13 protein-coding genes and 2 pseudogenes are annotated in these 14,295 nt (G+C 55.6%); 7 read left to right on the forward strand and 8 right to left on the reverse strand.

From position 1 onward, the window contains the following. Position 1: 1 nt before the first annotated feature. Both PR018_RS25910 and PR018_RS25915 read left to right on the forward strand, forming a co-directional pair. A complete protein-coding gene (locus PR018_RS25910) occupies positions 2-394 on the forward strand; it encodes a helix-turn-helix domain-containing protein (protein WP_143123534.1) in 393 nt (130 codons plus the stop codon). Then, the gene (locus tag PR018_RS25915) at positions 351-956 is read left to right on the forward strand and encodes an IS630 family transposase (protein WP_279621480.1); all 606 of its coding nucleotides are present in this window, start codon (positions 351-353) and stop codon (positions 954-956) included. The genes PR018_RS25910 and PR018_RS25915 overlap by 44 nt, the downstream gene beginning before the upstream one ends. Here the strand turns inward: PR018_RS25915 and PR018_RS25920 are convergent. Then, on the reverse strand, positions 949-2,103 hold the full coding sequence (locus tag PR018_RS25920) for an IS4 family transposase (RefSeq protein WP_142832625.1): 1,155 nt from the start codon (positions 2,101-2,103) through the stop codon (positions 949-951). The genes PR018_RS25915 and PR018_RS25920 overlap by 8 nt on opposite strands. Positions 2,104-2,810: 707 nt before the next feature. Between PR018_RS25920 and PR018_RS25925 the strand changes: the two genes are divergently transcribed. After that, positions 2,811-4,004 carry an IS256 family transposase gene (locus PR018_RS25925; RefSeq protein WP_142832560.1) on the forward strand — a complete coding sequence of 398 codons (1,194 nt, stop codon included), beginning with the start codon at positions 2,811-2,813 and terminating at the stop codon, positions 4,002-4,004. A gap of 138 nt (positions 4,005-4,142) precedes the next feature. Beyond that, positions 4,143-6,743 (forward strand): two-component system VirA-like sensor kinase, encoded by a 2,601-nt coding sequence (locus PR018_RS25930; RefSeq protein ID WP_142832559.1) that lies wholly within the window; start codon positions 4,143-4,145, stop codon positions 6,741-6,743. A gap of 93 nt (positions 6,744-6,836) precedes the next feature. Here the strand turns inward: PR018_RS25930 and PR018_RS25935 are convergent. The 5 genes and pseudogenes from PR018_RS25935 to tnpB (PR018_RS25955) form a co-directional block, all read right to left on the reverse strand. After that, positions 6,837-7,783, reverse strand: a protein-coding gene (locus tag PR018_RS25935; RefSeq protein WP_142832558.1) for an IS630 family transposase whose coding sequence is annotated in 2 segments (ribosomal slippage) — positions 6,837-7,444 and positions 7,444-7,783 — 948 coding nt in all. Because the reading frame shifts where the segments join, the coding sequence is not laid out codon by codon here. Positions 7,784-8,090: 307 nt separating this feature from the next. After that, positions 8,091-8,396 carry a hypothetical protein gene (locus PR018_RS25940; RefSeq protein ID WP_142832561.1) on the reverse strand — a complete coding sequence of 102 codons (306 nt, stop codon included), beginning with the start codon at positions 8,394-8,396 and terminating at the stop codon, positions 8,091-8,093. Further along, positions 8,396-8,653, reverse strand: a pseudogene (locus PR018_RS25945) (transposase domain-containing protein); the annotation flags it as partial. The pseudogene PR018_RS25945 and the gene PR018_RS25940, both read right to left, overlap by 1 nt. A gap of 143 nt (positions 8,654-8,796) precedes the next feature. Further along, positions 8,797-10,103, reverse strand: a pseudogene (gene tnpC / locus PR018_RS25950) (IS66 family transposase); the annotation flags it as partial. A 72-nt stretch (positions 10,104-10,175) separates the two neighbouring features. Beyond that, positions 10,176-10,328 carry an IS66 family insertion sequence element accessory protein TnpB gene (gene tnpB, locus PR018_RS25955; protein ID WP_081931298.1) on the reverse strand — a complete coding sequence of 51 codons (153 nt, stop codon included), beginning with the start codon at positions 10,326-10,328 and terminating at the stop codon, positions 10,176-10,178. Between the two features lie 38 nt (positions 10,329-10,366). Between tnpB (PR018_RS25955) and PR018_RS28635 the strand changes: the two genes are divergently transcribed. From PR018_RS28635 to PR018_RS25965, 3 genes are all read left to right on the forward strand, one after another. Further along, entirely contained in the window at positions 10,367-10,627 is a 261-nt protein-coding gene (locus PR018_RS28635) for a DUF5372 family protein (RefSeq protein ID WP_161959378.1), read from the forward strand. A gap of 194 nt (positions 10,628-10,821) precedes the next feature. Further along, a complete protein-coding gene (locus tag PR018_RS25960) occupies positions 10,822-11,283 on the forward strand; it encodes a helix-turn-helix domain-containing protein (RefSeq protein WP_111222197.1) in 462 nt (153 codons plus the stop codon). A 145-nt stretch (positions 11,284-11,428) separates the two neighbouring features. Continuing rightward, on the forward strand, positions 11,429-13,693 hold the full coding sequence (locus tag PR018_RS25965) for a recombinase family protein (protein WP_279621481.1): 2,265 nt from the start codon (positions 11,429-11,431) through the stop codon (positions 13,691-13,693). On the opposite strand, the gene tnpB (PR018_RS25970) is transcribed toward PR018_RS25965, so the two are convergent. After that, positions 13,664-13,909 (reverse strand): IS66 family insertion sequence element accessory protein TnpB, encoded by a 246-nt coding sequence (tnpB, locus tag PR018_RS25970; RefSeq protein ID WP_143123426.1) that lies wholly within the window; start codon positions 13,907-13,909, stop codon positions 13,664-13,666. The two genes, PR018_RS25965 and tnpB (PR018_RS25970), sit on opposite strands and share 30 nt — an antisense overlap. Next, positions 13,906-14,292, reverse strand: coding sequence for an IS66-like element accessory protein TnpA (gene tnpA, locus PR018_RS28640; RefSeq protein WP_142832332.1), 387 nt, complete (start codon positions 14,290-14,292; stop codon positions 13,906-13,908). Before tnpA ends, tnpB (PR018_RS25970) begins: the two co-directional genes overlap by 4 nt. Positions 14,293-14,295: the final 3 nt, after the last annotated feature.

The raw sequence follows: 14,295 nt of genomic DNA on the forward strand, positions 1-14,295 counted from the left end.
CATGGGTAAGTCACATCCGATTGCGTTGCGTGAGCGTGTGATAGGGTTTGTTGAGGAAGGCCATGGCCATCGCGAGGCGGCCCGGCATTTTCGGGTCTCGCCACGTTTCGTGAACGATCTGGTGATCCTCAAACGCGAGACAAATTCGCTTGTCCCGCGCCGGCAGGGGCATGTTGGCGGCGGCAAGCTTTCAGCGCATCACGCGTGGGTTGAAGAGCGGATGATGCAGAATGGCGAACTGACACTGGACGAGCTTTGCGTGGAACTCTGCGGACGTGGCGTCATCGTCCATCGCTCCAGTGTCGGACGGCTTCTTCACAGGCTGGGGCTGAGCCATAAAAAAAAGCCTGATGGCAAGCGAGCAGCAGCGCCTGGAGATCGCGCGGGCGCGTGAACTGTGGACCGGGCGGCGAAAGCCTTTCTTCAACAAAGCATTGGCACGACTGGTTTTTATTGACGAGACGTCGACGAACACAAAGCTGACAAAGCGGACGGGCTGGTCTCCCCGAGGCCAGCGATATCGAACGCACGCCCCCTTCGGGTCGTGGAAATCCCAAACGTTCATCGCTGGGCTACGATCCTATGGAATGGTTGCCCCCTGGATTGTCGATAGGCCGATGAATAGCCGCAGCTTCGAGGCTTGGATAGAGACCCAACTCGCGCCGACCCTGTCGCATGGAGACGTCGTCATCCTAGACAATGTCGCCTTCCACAAGAGCGAGCGGGCCGAAAAGCTGGTCCGCGCAAAGGGAGCCTGGCTGCTGTTCCTGCCACCCTATAGTCCCGACCTCAATCCCATCGAGATGGCCTTCTCAAAACTCAAGACGCTGCTGCGAAAGCGGGCGGCCCGCAGCTTCGATGCCATCTCCAACGCGCTTGGCGAAATCTGTGACCTCTTCTCCGTCACAGAATGTAAAAACTACTTCAAGGCCTCAGGAATCCCCTCATTCAAATGATCCCGAAAGTACGTTTGAGGATTTGATGGTCGCGGAAGAGCGTCTCGAACTGTAGGATGAGAGGGCGTAATCTTTCCTCGGGCATGTTGGGGATCAGTTGATAGTACATCACGCCCTGCCGGAAGAGTGAATGCACGCGTCGCGATGTCGTGCTCGTGCGCAGATGGCGGTCGTAGCCGATGGCCTCTCCGGCAGCGCCCAGCAGGGTTAGGAGCACAATGGCAAGAGCGGCGATCAACCACAGCCTGTCGCGCCGAGCGGGCGTGGAGACGCGGGTTGCCGACATGCCCATCCCGAACCGCCAATCCTTGGCATCGCGAAACGCGCATTCGATGCCCCAGCGCCGGGAGTAAAGATCAATGAGGATCTTTGCCGTCACCTTGGTCAGGCTGGTTGCGAGGCACCATGGCTCTTTCATGTCCTTGGCGTGGACGCACACGACCGCACCGACGGGGCATCCCTGCGCCGTGACTGTCGCCTCGCGCAGCAGCCTGGCACGTCCCGAGGGGCCGATCCACTCCTTCGCCGGACGGCTCTCACCGCCGGTCGTCACCTGGATGTTGCCGCGAAAGCGGATGACATAGTCGAAGTGCAGCTCGTCCTTTAGGACGCCGTAGAGCTTGGCGTCGCCAAAGCCGCGATCGGCGACGAGCAGCACCTTCACTTCTGTTGGCAACAGCTCGGCAAGCCGGGTCACGATCCAGTATTCATACTGATTGCGCCGCGCTTTCAGCTCCGCCTTGCGTACCGTCAACCACAGGAGTGGCGTCGCCCGGCCATGTTCGGTAAGCAGCGACAGCATCAGGGTCGAGTGCCCGTCGGCATCGAAGTCGGTCCAGTCCATGGCGACGACGATATCGGTGCGGCTACCAAGACAATAGTCGGCCCAGTCGGCCATCAGCGCGTCGACTTCGATCCCGTCGTTCGACAGCATCCGGTCGACCTGCTTGATCGCATGACGCGAGAGCCCTCCTTCGGCCAGCGCAAGACCGTGGCCAATCGCGCTCACCGCCAGCGACGACGCCTGCAGCGTGCCAACCGTCGCCTTCGCCAGCGACGTTACCCGCTTCGCGTGCAGGCCCTCGCCAAAAAGTTCGTCAACAAAGGAATGCACCGCTTCAGAAGAAAACTCCGCCTTGCCGTTCATCTGACTCTGCTCTCCGTTCGAACGGAAATGCAGAATCATCTTTCCCGCCCTACGTCATCTCAAAATGAGGGGATGCCTGAGCTTCAAGGCAGCAGGATATGAGTGCGATTAAATGCGACACGCTTTAACATGCCATTACGTGACGGAGCAGAACGCAACACCGCAGATCATCATTGAAAGCTTGGGCCATATTGCCTCCAATCAAAGGTGTTCTGCTTCAAATGCAATAAAATAATGTTTGTTTGGATCGTTTTAGCCCTGCCATTATACCACGAAATTTGCCCATTAGCGACTTACTCGAGCAGATATTTAAGGTACCAAGTTAATTATGGTGCATTGAGGAGGTCTGTTCGAGCCAGCTTTTGAGGTGACGGTGGGTGCGAGGGCCTGAATCGACCGGATGGATGTTCATGGATGCCGGGCAAATATATTAATCCCCCAGAGATGCGTAGCCGCGAAATATCAGGCGCTCTGAAAATAAAAACCCTCAACAGGGAATGATACCTACAGCTAATTGCACGGTTCCAATTGGAAAAGTGAGGAGGGGGTATCCCTGAGATGCACGGCCACTACGCTCAGCAAACGATAGAAAGTGACGCCTTGCTTATCGAGGATCGTGTCCCAGCGAGTGGTGTAGCTGGGTTCATAGCCATCGGTGTTTTCCGGTAGGGTCGGGTTGCTTATGACCAACCTGAAGGACACCACCGATGACCGACGATATGATGAACCTGCGCTCGCTTGTTGAGAAGAGCGCCGATGCCGATTTGCTACGCGAGATGATTGGTTTTGCCGCCGAGAAGCTTATGGCGCTGGAGGTAGGGGCTGCGACCGGTGCTGGCTATGGCGAGAAGACAGCGCTTCGTCTAGCCCAGCGCAATGGCTACCGCGACCGCGATTGGGAAACACGGGCTGGAACGGTGGAGTTGCGCATTCCCAAGCTTCGAACAGGCAGCTATTTCCCGAGCTTCCTGGAACCACGCCGCATGGCCGAGAAGGCTCTGACGGCCGTCATACAGGAGGCCTATATCCAGGGCATCTCGACCCGGTCCGTCGATGACCTGGTCAAAGCCATGGGGATGAGCGGCATATCTAAAAGCCAAGTCTCGCGGCTTTGCGAAGAGATCGATGTGAAGGTCAAAGCCTTTCTCGACCGTCCCATCGAGGGCGAGTGGCCATACATCTGGATCGACGCCACCTATCTGAAGGTGAGGCGCGGTGGGCGCATCGTGTCCGTGGCTGCCATCATCGCAGTCGGTGCCAATACGGATGGACGCCGGGAGGTGCTTGGGCTGGAGATCGGCACATCCGAGGCCGAGCCGATCTGGACAGAGTTCCTACGAAAGCTGACGCGTCGAGGCTTGAGAGGTGTGAAACTCGTGGTCTCGGTTGCCCATGAGAGCATCAAGACGGCTGTCAGCAAGGTGCTGAATGCGACCTGGCAACGTTGCCGCGTTCACTTCATGCGCAATGCCCTGGCACATGCAGGAAAGAGCGGGCGGCGCGTCGTCTCCGCCTTCACGGCGTTCGCCCAGGAGACGCCGGAGGCTGCCAGCACACAATGGCGCAGCGTCTCTGATCAGATCAGGCCGAAGGTGCCGAAGCTGGCCAATCTGATGGATGAGGCCGAGAACGATGTGCTGGCCTACATGACCTTTCCAAAACAGCATTGGGCCAAGCTTCACAGCACCAATCCTATCGAGCGTCTCAACGGCGAGATCAAACGACGCACCGAGGTCGTCGGCATCTTTCCTAACGAGGATGCCATCATCCGTCTCGTCGGTGCTCTGCTGCTCGAACAGAACGACGAATGGGCGGTTCAGCGATCCCGTTACATGACACTGGAAACAATCGCCCAAATGAGCGATGATCCCCTTATCAGCATGCCAGCCGTGGCACGCTGATATTCCCTCCGGCCATCACCGGGAGGCACCGTGGATGTCACAAGCTACACCATTCTGCGGGACACGATCTTATCGAGCGATAAAAAATCTGAATAACTTTAGAGCCAATCAATGAGTAAGTGAAGGATGTAGTCATCCATGTCCAATATTTTCGTTCCAGCATTGTTTCGGGTCTTCAGTTCAGAAAAATCTAAGCGTTCGATCAAAGCTCCCCCAAGAAGACGGCTGTTCTCGAATATTTGCCGACCTCTTACACAGCTTGTTCAGCCGCAATGCGAAGTAGGACTCATCATAGTTCTCATAATTGTTGCCGTATTCTCGGCCGTTCTGGCAACAATTGGTTGGTGCGACAATGACAGCAACCAGGCGATCCTCACTGAACTTCGGACGATTGAGATTGCGAGTGCAATGCTGCAGCGTGACGTCCTCAGTGTTCGCACAGATTTCCTGCGCGACCTGAACCCTGCTTTCGCTAATTTGAAAGCGCTACGGGCGAGCGTTACGAAATTGCAAAATATGTTCGGCACTATTGCTCATTATCAGGCTGACGGGCTTGGGACAGTTCTGATGCGGGTTGACGCCTCGGTCAGCGAAGCTGAGTTAGCTGTCGCTTCGTTCAAAGCCAAATGTGTGGCCCTGGAAGAATCTTATGCACGGTTCGAACGCTCTCTAGAAGAGATGTCAGCGCCCTCTCAAAACTTCCGCGCATCAGATGAAAGGTTAATCAGTCAACTGAATAGTCTCATGCCGCAATTTGTGCTCCATCAAAACAAATCAATGGCATCGAAAATCACTACGTATCTTGACGCGTTAGAACGCGTGGAAGTCGAAAACGAAGATTTGAAAAACAGCACCGTGCGCAACGGCAGATTGATCATTTCTCAAATTGATGAGATCAACGAGTCGTTTTCTGTCATTCAGTCTTCAAATATTGTCGACACAACGAAGGAGTTAGAACAGAAGTATCTAAAACTGTATCGATCAGACCACATTAAGGAGCAAATTTCCCGCATATTTGTTGGCATTATCTCGTTAAGCCTGTGCCTATACATTTTCTTCTTAATTCGCGAGTTTCAAAATCAAAACCGGAGATTGTCGCGCAGGTTGAAGTTCGAGGAAATGATCAAAACCGTCGGGACTTGTTTTAACGATCATCTTTATACGCAGCGATCATTGGAACAATCAGCCCAAACCGCTTTAGTATTGGTCAAGGAGTTCTTTTGCGCAAAACAGTGCACACTGGTGTTGATCGACATCAACGGCGATCGAATAAAGGAAGCCTTCTCATCCGACAATAGTGACCTCGTTCTGGACCTCAAGAAAATTTGCGACATTTCCAAACTGGTCTGTAAAAATTATAACGATCCATTATTTCGTATTATGCCCTCTAAAGAGGTCGGTTGTTTAAGCAATGAAAATGCCGGCCTGTGCTTGTTGCTTGCCTTGAAGGTTTCCAATGATACGCTGGCTATCTGCTCTGCGGCTTACGATGCGGATCGCCTGGTGGTGTCTCCTTGCGAAATTCAACTTTTTGAACTCGCGGCGAGGTGCGTATACCACTACGCAGACATTATGCGCAGGCAGACTGAATGCAAAAACCTTGAGAGACGGCTCGCGCACGCCGAGCGGCTGAAAGCCATGGGGACAGTCGCGGGGGGGATTGCACACGAGTTCAACAATATTCTTAGTTCCATTCTGGGATACGCGCAACTAATGCGGGAAAATATAATTTCATACTCTCTAATCCGCCAATATTCAGAACACATTCTTTTTGCTGGCGACAGGGCGAGGCTGATAATAGATCAAATCCTCGCCATGAGCCGAAAAGTTGATCGGACGACAATGCCTTTCAATGTTTCCGATCTGATCATTGATATCTTGCCGCTACTCCGTATGCAGCTTGGGAAGGGCATCGAACTGGATGTCAATCTTGAACAGAGACACTCCGTTATCGATGGCAATCCACTGGAGCTACAACAGATCTTGATGAATTTATGCAAAAACGCCTCCGACGCGACAGGAGCCAAAGGGCAGATCTACATTAACGTGTCACGCATTCTATTGCCGGAGCAAAGGATTCTGTCCCACAGTGTTATACCGGGCGGCGAGTATATCCTGCTGGGCATCTCGGATAATGGATCCGGAATCGCGAAGACAGCTTTACCCCGTATTTTCGATCCCTTTTTCACCACGCGCACGCGTTCAGGGGGTACGGGTCTGGGACTTTCCGCTGTTCATGCGCATGTCAGCGCACTCGGGGGATATGTCGACGTTACTTCGATTGTGGGAAAAGGTACGAACTTCAATATCTATCTCCAGCCGTCCCTCGAAAAACCAGTCGCGCTTCACAAACATTTTGGGTTTCACGCAACGCCCCTCGGCAGAGGCGAGACTGTTGCCATAATAGATCCAGATCAGGCAGCCTTGGCTCTTTACGAAGAGAAAGTCGCCGCCTTAGGATACGAACCTGTCGGTTTTACAAATATGAGGGACCTTGTCGATTGGACTTCGAGTGGACAAAAATTGAATTTGATTCTGACCACTTACGACATGTTTCTTGAGGGTCGAAGTATGGAAACTGCGGATTTTGTTTTAAAAACGTCGCCCACAATCGTCATCATAAAAGACAGTACAAACATATCGGATGCTTACGCTGAAGATGGGACGACCTGCTTTTTATTAGAGCCTGTGTCGTCGCGCGCAATGGCCCGCGCTCTCAACTTGAAAATAGCTGAGTAGTAAGTGCTGACCGAGTGAGGTCTGCATAGAATTCGCATGGCGAAACAAACCGTGTGTCCTACCAGAGCTCAATGAAATTAGAGCGTTTCCCTTTCATTCTGGATCATATCCACAGGAGGTGAAGAAGTTTCGGGCTTCTTGAGGTTCAATGAGGTCGATCAGTTTTCCAATCCTGTCCCAAAGGCCTGCCACAGTGCGTTCTGCCGCCTTGCGCAGGAGTGCTTTCAGTTTTGAGAATGCCTTTTCTATGGGGTTGAAGTCGGGGCTGTAGGGCGGCAAGAACAGCATGCGTGCACCGGCAGTCTCGATCAACGCGCGGGCAGCGGGCCTTTTGTGGCTGGAAAGATTGTCGAGGATGACAACATCGCCAGGCTTCAATGTCGGAACCAGCACCTGTGCGACATAGGCCTCGAACCAGTCTCCGTTTATCGGCCCGTCGATCACGAGCGGCGCAACCATTCCTGTGCTGCGCAAACCCGCCACCAGCGTCGTCGTCTTGCGGTGGCCGTGAGGAAAGCCCATTCGCAGGCGCTCTCCCTTACTACAGCGTCCATGGGTGCGCGCCATGTTCGTCGCAGTCCAGGTTTCGTCGATGAAGACGAGCTTGGCGGGATCGAGATCCAATTGGTCGTCGAACCAGCGCTGGCGCTGCTCCAAGACATCGGGCCGGCTCTGCTCTATCGCGTGGCCAGTCTTTTTTTACGCGTCTGGCCGTGCCGGACAAGGAAGCGGTGCAAGGCCGACTTGCTGATCGTGATGCCTTGCTCCGCCAACGCGTCGCGGAGTTCAAACAAGGTTCCGTCCCGGTGTTCGGCGAGCCAGGCCATGATCTGTTCCCCATGCGCCTCGGTTTTGCGGGAATTGCGATCCCCGCCAAGCGGGCCAGGTCGCACATCACCCTGCCGCAGTTGCAGATTTCGCCAGCGACTGACGCTTGCGGCACTCACACCGAAACGTTCGGCGGCTTCTCGATGCGTTGCACCAGCAGAAACCGCAGCAACAACACGAACGCGCAGATCGACAGAAAGGAATTTTGACATATCCGCCGACCTCCATCGGCAGATAGCTTGAATCAGACCCGGACCGATTTGCAAAGCCCCACAGATTCAATCAGTCAGGGAACCGCTCTAACTTACGGAGTTCCGTTTCGGGTCAAGTCATAGTTCAACATGGTGGAAGAAAATTTCGCTGCGGGAACGGCTCTCAGTATCAGTCAGTATATACTGCTGATGATCGTAAGACCGTATGTCCTTCTTCTCGCCTGGGGTGGCTCATCCTACACTGGACTTCCGAGGGTTGCTCGTGAGCGTCCGGCGAAAGCATTTTCGCTTGGTCGAGCGGTCGAAGCTATAGGCCGCGCTTCACCTCATCTGCCATGACGCGCTCGATCATCTCGGGATCGCATTGTTCATCGACGAGGAACTGGCGGATTCCACCATCCCACGTCCTGATGTCGGCGAGGAGATTTTGAAGGTCGTCAATTCCCTTTTCGGTCAGGCCTTTTGTGCCATCTTCACTGCCGTTGCGGACATAAACCAATTCGCCCTCGGCGATATTGTCCGAGTTGGCGGTCACCTCCTCGATTAATTCGAGGTTCTCGCCGATCATGCCGGCGACTTCTTTAAGCGTATAGATGAACCTCGAGCGTGCCATCACGCAGCCTCGTATCGGTCTTTCGCCGGCGCCCACTGCCACGGCAGCAATTCCTGGAGCCGGTCCTTTGGATGGCTTTGGATCCGGGTCAGGACGTCTGTGAGATAGACCTCCGGATTATGGCCATGGAGTTTGGCGGTCTCGATGATGGTCAGGATGTTGGCGATGCGCTCGCCGCCCTTGTCCGAGCCGGCGAAGAGCCAGTTCTTACGACCGATTCCAAGCGGACGCATGGCACGCTCAGCGATATTGTTATCGGGTATGTTGCCATCGGCGCCCCACGAACGCTAGGAAGATTCTATCCTGTCATGTTAGAATTGTCGTGTCGGGACAGGGGCGTCGGAGTGCGAAGAAGCGGGCAGGCCGAATTGACTTTGAGCTGCGAGCTCGCGTTGTTATCGATTTCGACACGGCCATCATCGATGTAAACGCTCAATGCTGCCATCGCGAGAGGGCATATCGCATTGCCTCGGCCAGCTTCTGCTTTTGTGGCAGCGTCGAAAGCGTCTCTTCTATCCAGCTCTTGAGGTCCGCCAGAATGGGCCTGGCGTGTTGCTGGCGCAGTGTACGCCGCTCGTCAGCCGACATGCCGCGGATACGATCCTCGATATCGTAGAGCGCACCGATGCGCGACAGCGCTTCGTCAGCGATCGGGGATGGCTTCAGCTTGATCACATCATGGAACTTGCGGCGCACATGCGCCATGCAGGCGGCTTCGATGATTTGGTTGCCGTAGAGCTTCTTGTAACCCCCATAGCCATCGGCATGCATCACACCGCTGAAGTTTGCGAGGTGGTCAGCCGGATGCACGCCCTTTCGGTCGGGGCTATAGTAATAGGCGATCGCGCCGGGAGTGGGATCCTGGTAACCGCTTCCATCGAAGACATAGACCCAGACCCTGCCGGTTTTTGTCTTTCCTCGTCCAGGGTCGAGGACATCCACCGGGGTATCGTCCGTGTGTATTCGATCGACCGCCGCGATATGGGCTCTGATCAGCAAAATGAGCGGGGCAAGAAGAACGGACACACGGCCCACCCAGTCCGCCATGACGGAGCGCGAGATATCTACTCCCAGCCGATCGTACATTTCGGATAGACGATAGAGCGGGATATGATCGTCGAACTTGGCGACCATGATATGAGCAAGCAAGCCCGGTCCGGGTTTGCCTCGCTCGATCGGCAAAGTCGGCATCTCACCCGATACGGTCGTATCGCAGTCCCTGCAGACCATACGCTTCTCGACATGCCGGACGATCTTTACAGAAGCCGGCACATGCTCCATCACCTGGACCACTTTGTCAGCCGCCTTCAAGAAGGAGGTGCCGCCACAGGTCGGGCAATTGCAGGGCGCTGCATACACCCGCTCTTCAGTTGGCAGGCCATCCGGCAGAGGTCTGCGTTTCGGCTTGTCCGGGGCATCATCCACATCGGGCAGCAGGCCTTTTCCAGAACAAGCATCAGCCTCGGCGCGGGCGGCCTCGATCTCCTCCAGCATGAGTTCAAATTGCTCAATCTTCCGATCGATCTTCTCTGAAGATGCGCCGTGCTGCCGATGTCGGAGCAGCTCCAACTGCGCGCGCAAAAGACCGATGATGGTGTCGCGTTTGTTGACTTCGGCTTCTTGGCTCTCAAGTTTCGCCGCCTGTTCAGCGACGAGCGCGCGCAATGCCAATAGCTCGTTCTGACTGTCCAGAGGTGGTGCTTCCATGCCCAAAAACATAGCCGATTTGCAGCGAAAGCGCTAGCATTTTAGCCCGGATACCCTTGCAAAATATAGCTTTTACCCCGTTCGGCCAGGAGCAGAAGTCCACGCCGGTCGACGCCAATCGATCCCTTCCACAAGCATCGAAAGCTGCGCCTGCGTCAGGTGCGCAACGCCTTCTTTCGCCGTTGGCCAGGGAAAGTATCCGCGTTCCAAAATCTTGTACCTCACAACAGAATGCAGCCACTGCCAACGCAGATACGCAGTTAGTGCGGGTTACACATCCGTTTCATCCTTTATTCCCACGACAATTGCCGTGCGTCGGCAAGCGCTACAACCGGCATGGTGAACGCCTTTTGCTGCAGACCGAGGACGCCACTGTTTGGTCGGTTCCTCCGCAATGGACTGATCTTGTAAGCTTGGATCCTGAGGTCGTCATGAGCAACGGACGATCGCTCTTGCGGGTGGTCGACTTAATGGAGTTGGCCACTCTGGTGAAGCGCCTTTCGAGCAAATTGGGGCCGCGCTGACGTGCAGAAGTGTAAGGATAAATATGCCGCATTTGTAAAGTGGATTATGCCGCAAGAGGTCGCTTTTATGAGAGGATATGCCTGCAATTACGAGTCATTTCGTCAAATAGACCATACGCATCAGCTTGACGAGGTAGTAAAATGCGTCATAATTAGAATTACTCTAACGCCGCTTCGTGTCCTCGGAGCCATTGATGTCTGCGAAGTACGACAGCAAGCGCACAAAGACGGATGTCCTCATCGAAGAGGGCACGTTCAATCCCACCCCCGAGAAGGTGCGCGATCCAAAATTTCGGGGCAGCGAGTTCTTCGATCCGCACGACGCCGTGCAGGTCAAATACGAGATGCTGCGTCGCGTCTCCATCGACAAGGTTTCGGTGACGGAGGCCTCCGACGAGTACGGTGTTTCCAGGCCAACCTACTACCAGGCCAAGGTGAACTTCGACATGGCCGGGATTGCGGGATTGGTGCCGACAAAGCCGGGCCCCCGCCGTCCCCACAAGATCGACGACAAAGTCCTGGCATTTCTGCAGGCGCAGCTTGGCCCAGGAGAACCCGTTCGCGCCCGGGAACTGGCCAAGCTGCTCCGCCAGGAACTCGATATCGAGCTTCATCCCAGATCGATCGAGCGGGTTCTAAAAAAAAGCAGCAGGTAAACACTGCCGCGGCGGTGGCATGCCTGATCCAACCGTCGACCATCGCGTCCCAGTACGAGGTATTGCGCCAGGCTGCTTTCGGCGCAGCGCTGCCGCTTATGGCCCGTAGCGGTCTGATGCTCTTTCTGCGTCGGGGCATGTGGGGATGGGCTCAGGCGCTGACAGCAACAGCAAGCACCCCGCGAGAGCAGCTTTACCCATCGTCAATTGCTTGGCCGCTGCACGGCGGGCACAGCGCCGTTGTTCACGTCCTTGCGACAATCGCAATGAGCATCAACGATCGGAGATCACCATGAATGTACACCTCAAAGTCCAGCCTCATCACCTCGAACGCGGCGCCTACCTGTACATCCGCCAGTCTTCAATGCGGCAAGTCGTTGAGAACGTCGAGAGCGCCAGGCGGCAATATGCGCTTCGGGGACGCGCTGTCGCCCTCGGCTGGCGCGACGAGCAGGTTATCGTCATCGACAACGATCAAGGAGAGTCCGGTGCATCGGCGGCGTGGCGCGAAGGGTTTCAGCGGCTGGTCAGCGATGTCGGCATGGGGCATGCCGGGATCGTCATGGGCCTGGAAGTCTCCCGTCTGGCGCGCAACAATGCCGACTGGCAACGTCTGTTGGAGATCTGCGCCCTTGCCGACACCCTGATCCTCGACGAGGACGGCGTCTATGATCCGGCAAGTTTCAACGACCGGCTCCTGCTCGGCCTGAAGGGAACAATGAGTGAGGCCGAGCTGCATGTGATCAAAGCCCGGCTACGCGGCGGCATTCTCAATAAGGTGCGGCGCGGCGAGTTTCGTTGCCTCCTGCCGACCGGGCTGGTCTATGACCATTTCGGCAATGTGACTCTTGATCCAGACACGCAAGTCAGAGAAACGATCATTCATTTCTTTGAGATGTTCTCTCGCCTCGGGTCCGCCTCCCAGACCGTCAAGGTCTTTCGCAATGAGGGACTATTGTTTCCATCGCGCCTACACAACGGCGGCACGCTGTTTCGGCCGCTGACCGCATCGACGGCGATGCGTGTCCTGAACAATCCGCGCTACGCTGGCGCCTATACCTATGGCCGACGACAGTTTCGACGCACCATCGACGGCAAAAAGACTCTGCGTGCGCGCGACATTGATGACTGGCCGGCCTGCATTCCCGATGCTCATCCCGGCTATATCAGCTGGGAGCGACATCAGGAGAATCTGAAGATCCTCAAGGCGAATGGCTGTGGATTTGAAGCGGCACGAGCTTCAATCCCAAGGGAGGGACCGGCACTGCTGCAAGGCCGAGCCGTGTGTGGGCAGTGCGGCAGCCATCTTAGGGTTCGCTATGCGGCGCGGCGTGGCCGGCAGGAAGCCTGGTACATTTGCAATCGTGCCCGTATTTATCGTGGGGAGCCTATGTGTCAGTCGATCGCCGGGCCTCCCGTCGATGAAGCCATCGGTATGCTGATTGCCGAGCAGATGACGCCGGCGGCCGTCGAACTCGCTCTCGAAGTCCGCAAGGAGATCCAAGCCCGCCATGAAGAAGCAGACCGGCTGCGCTGTCGCGCCATCGAACGCGCCCAAACGGAAGCCGAGCTCGCTCAGCGCCGCTTCATGCTTGTCGATCCTAGTAACCGCCTCGTCGCCGACACGCTCGAAGGTGAATGGAACGAGAAGCTTCGCACGCTGGCCAGTGCCCGCGAAGAACGCGAACGTGGTCGAGAGCACGATCAATTCATCCTTGATAAAGCTGTCCACGAACGGTTAGTCGCGATGACGGCCGACTTCAACCAGCTCTGGAAGGATCCGGATACCCCATGCCGCGAACGCAAGCGATTGCTGGCCCACATCATTGAGGATGTTACTCTCCTAAAGTTGCCAGCGGAAGGAACCACCAAGCTTCACGTTCGCTTCAAGGGCGGCAAAATCCAGACGCTTACCACCATGAACCCAAAATCCTCTCCTCAGCAGATCAAGACAAAGCTCAGTATCATTGAGCTGGTCGATAGGCTTCTCGACGATTACATTTATCCCGAGATCGCCGAGATTCTAAACGAGCAGGGACATCGCCCAGGTGGAACCGCACGTCGCGGCTGCCAGGACGCCCGCTTTACACCCCTCAAAGTCGCCTATCTCATCCACGAATATAAGCTGCGATCACGATATGATCGACTGCGACAGCGGGGAATGCTGACAAGGCAGGAAGCGGCAGCGCATCTCAATATCAGCGAGCAAACAGTCGCCAGATGGGCCAAATTTGGCCTCATCACCAGACATGCCTATAACGGGCACTATAGCCTGTACGAAATCGCCGATGGAGACCTGCCGCAAAAGCAATGCAGCCGATGGAATCCACTCGAAGATCGCGCTGCTGCGTATCAACAAACGCAAACAGAGCCAAGAACATCAACTGACGAGGAAAGAGGTGTAGTATGAACGCCGATCGTTGTAAAACAGGCAGAACCCTTGGCCGTCCCACCACAGAAGTTTGATCCGGTCGGCGCGTTTTCCGCGGAAGCCGAAAATTGCGCCGGAGCCCGGCGCCTCTTTGATAGCCGTCTCAACGAGCGCCGACAGTCCATCAATGCCACGCCGCATGTCCGTCACTCCGCAGGCCAAATAGACCCGCACATTCCCAGAAGGCCCGATCATGCCGCCTCCACACAAGCGACAAGCGACGATAGCACCTCGCGATCCATGTCCGCTGCAATTCTCAGTAAGCGGCCATTCCTCAGGACGATTTCAACGTCTTTGCGCCTCGACCGCACACTGCTCCTCGTGGAACCATCGCTGGGGCTCTCCGACGCTCCGATAAGAGAAACCGGGATGAACGATACGGTCTCTGGAGACTTCAAGTCGGGTGGCGAGAACTTCTTTCGCCACGCGTATATCTGTTGCGGAAGAACGTCGTGCCGGCGCGCTACATCGGAAACGCTCCCATCCGCGCTGAACGCTTCTTGCAATATCGAAAGCTTCAGTTCTGTCGACCAACGACGTTGTCGCTCGGCACCCGTCAGGATCTCAACCTTGGCCATTCA

The organism is Rhizobium rhododendri (assembly GCF_007000325.2).
Classification (GTDB): Bacteria; Pseudomonadota; Alphaproteobacteria; order Rhizobiales; family Rhizobiaceae; genus Rhizobium; species Rhizobium rhododendri.

Excerpts from the sequence above, each read along its gene's own strand:
- PR018_RS25965 (WP_279621481.1), top strand. The coding sequence starts at position 11,429 with ATGGGCTCAGGCGCTGACAGCAACAGCAAGCACCCCGCGAGAGCAGCT.
- PR018_RS25910 (WP_143123534.1), top strand. The coding sequence starts at position 2 with ATGGGTAAGTCACATCCGATTGCGTTGCGTGAGCGTGTGATAGGGTTT.
- PR018_RS25930 (WP_142832559.1), top strand. The coding sequence starts at position 4,143 with ATGTCCAATATTTTCGTTCCAGCATTGTTTCGGGTCTTCAGTTCAGAA.
- tnpA (WP_142832332.1), bottom strand. The coding sequence starts at position 14,292 with ATGGCCAAGGTTGAGATCCTGACGGGTGCCGAGCGACAACGTCGTTGG.
- PR018_RS25915 (WP_279621480.1), top strand. The coding sequence starts at position 351 with ATGGCAAGCGAGCAGCAGCGCCTGGAGATCGCGCGGGCGCGTGAACTG.
- PR018_RS25960 (WP_111222197.1), top strand. The coding sequence starts at position 10,822 with ATGTCTGCGAAGTACGACAGCAAGCGCACAAAGACGGATGTCCTCATC.
- PR018_RS25925 (WP_142832560.1), top strand. The coding sequence starts at position 2,811 with ATGACCGACGATATGATGAACCTGCGCTCGCTTGTTGAGAAGAGCGCC.
- tnpB (WP_143123426.1), bottom strand. The coding sequence starts at position 13,909 with ATGATCGGGCCTTCTGGGAATGTGCGGGTCTATTTGGCCTGCGGAGTG.
- PR018_RS25920 (WP_142832625.1), bottom strand. The coding sequence starts at position 2,103 with ATGAACGGCAAGGCGGAGTTTTCTTCTGAAGCGGTGCATTCCTTTGTT.
- PR018_RS25940 (WP_142832561.1), bottom strand. The coding sequence starts at position 8,396 with ATGGCACGCTCGAGGTTCATCTATACGCTTAAAGAAGTCGCCGGCATG.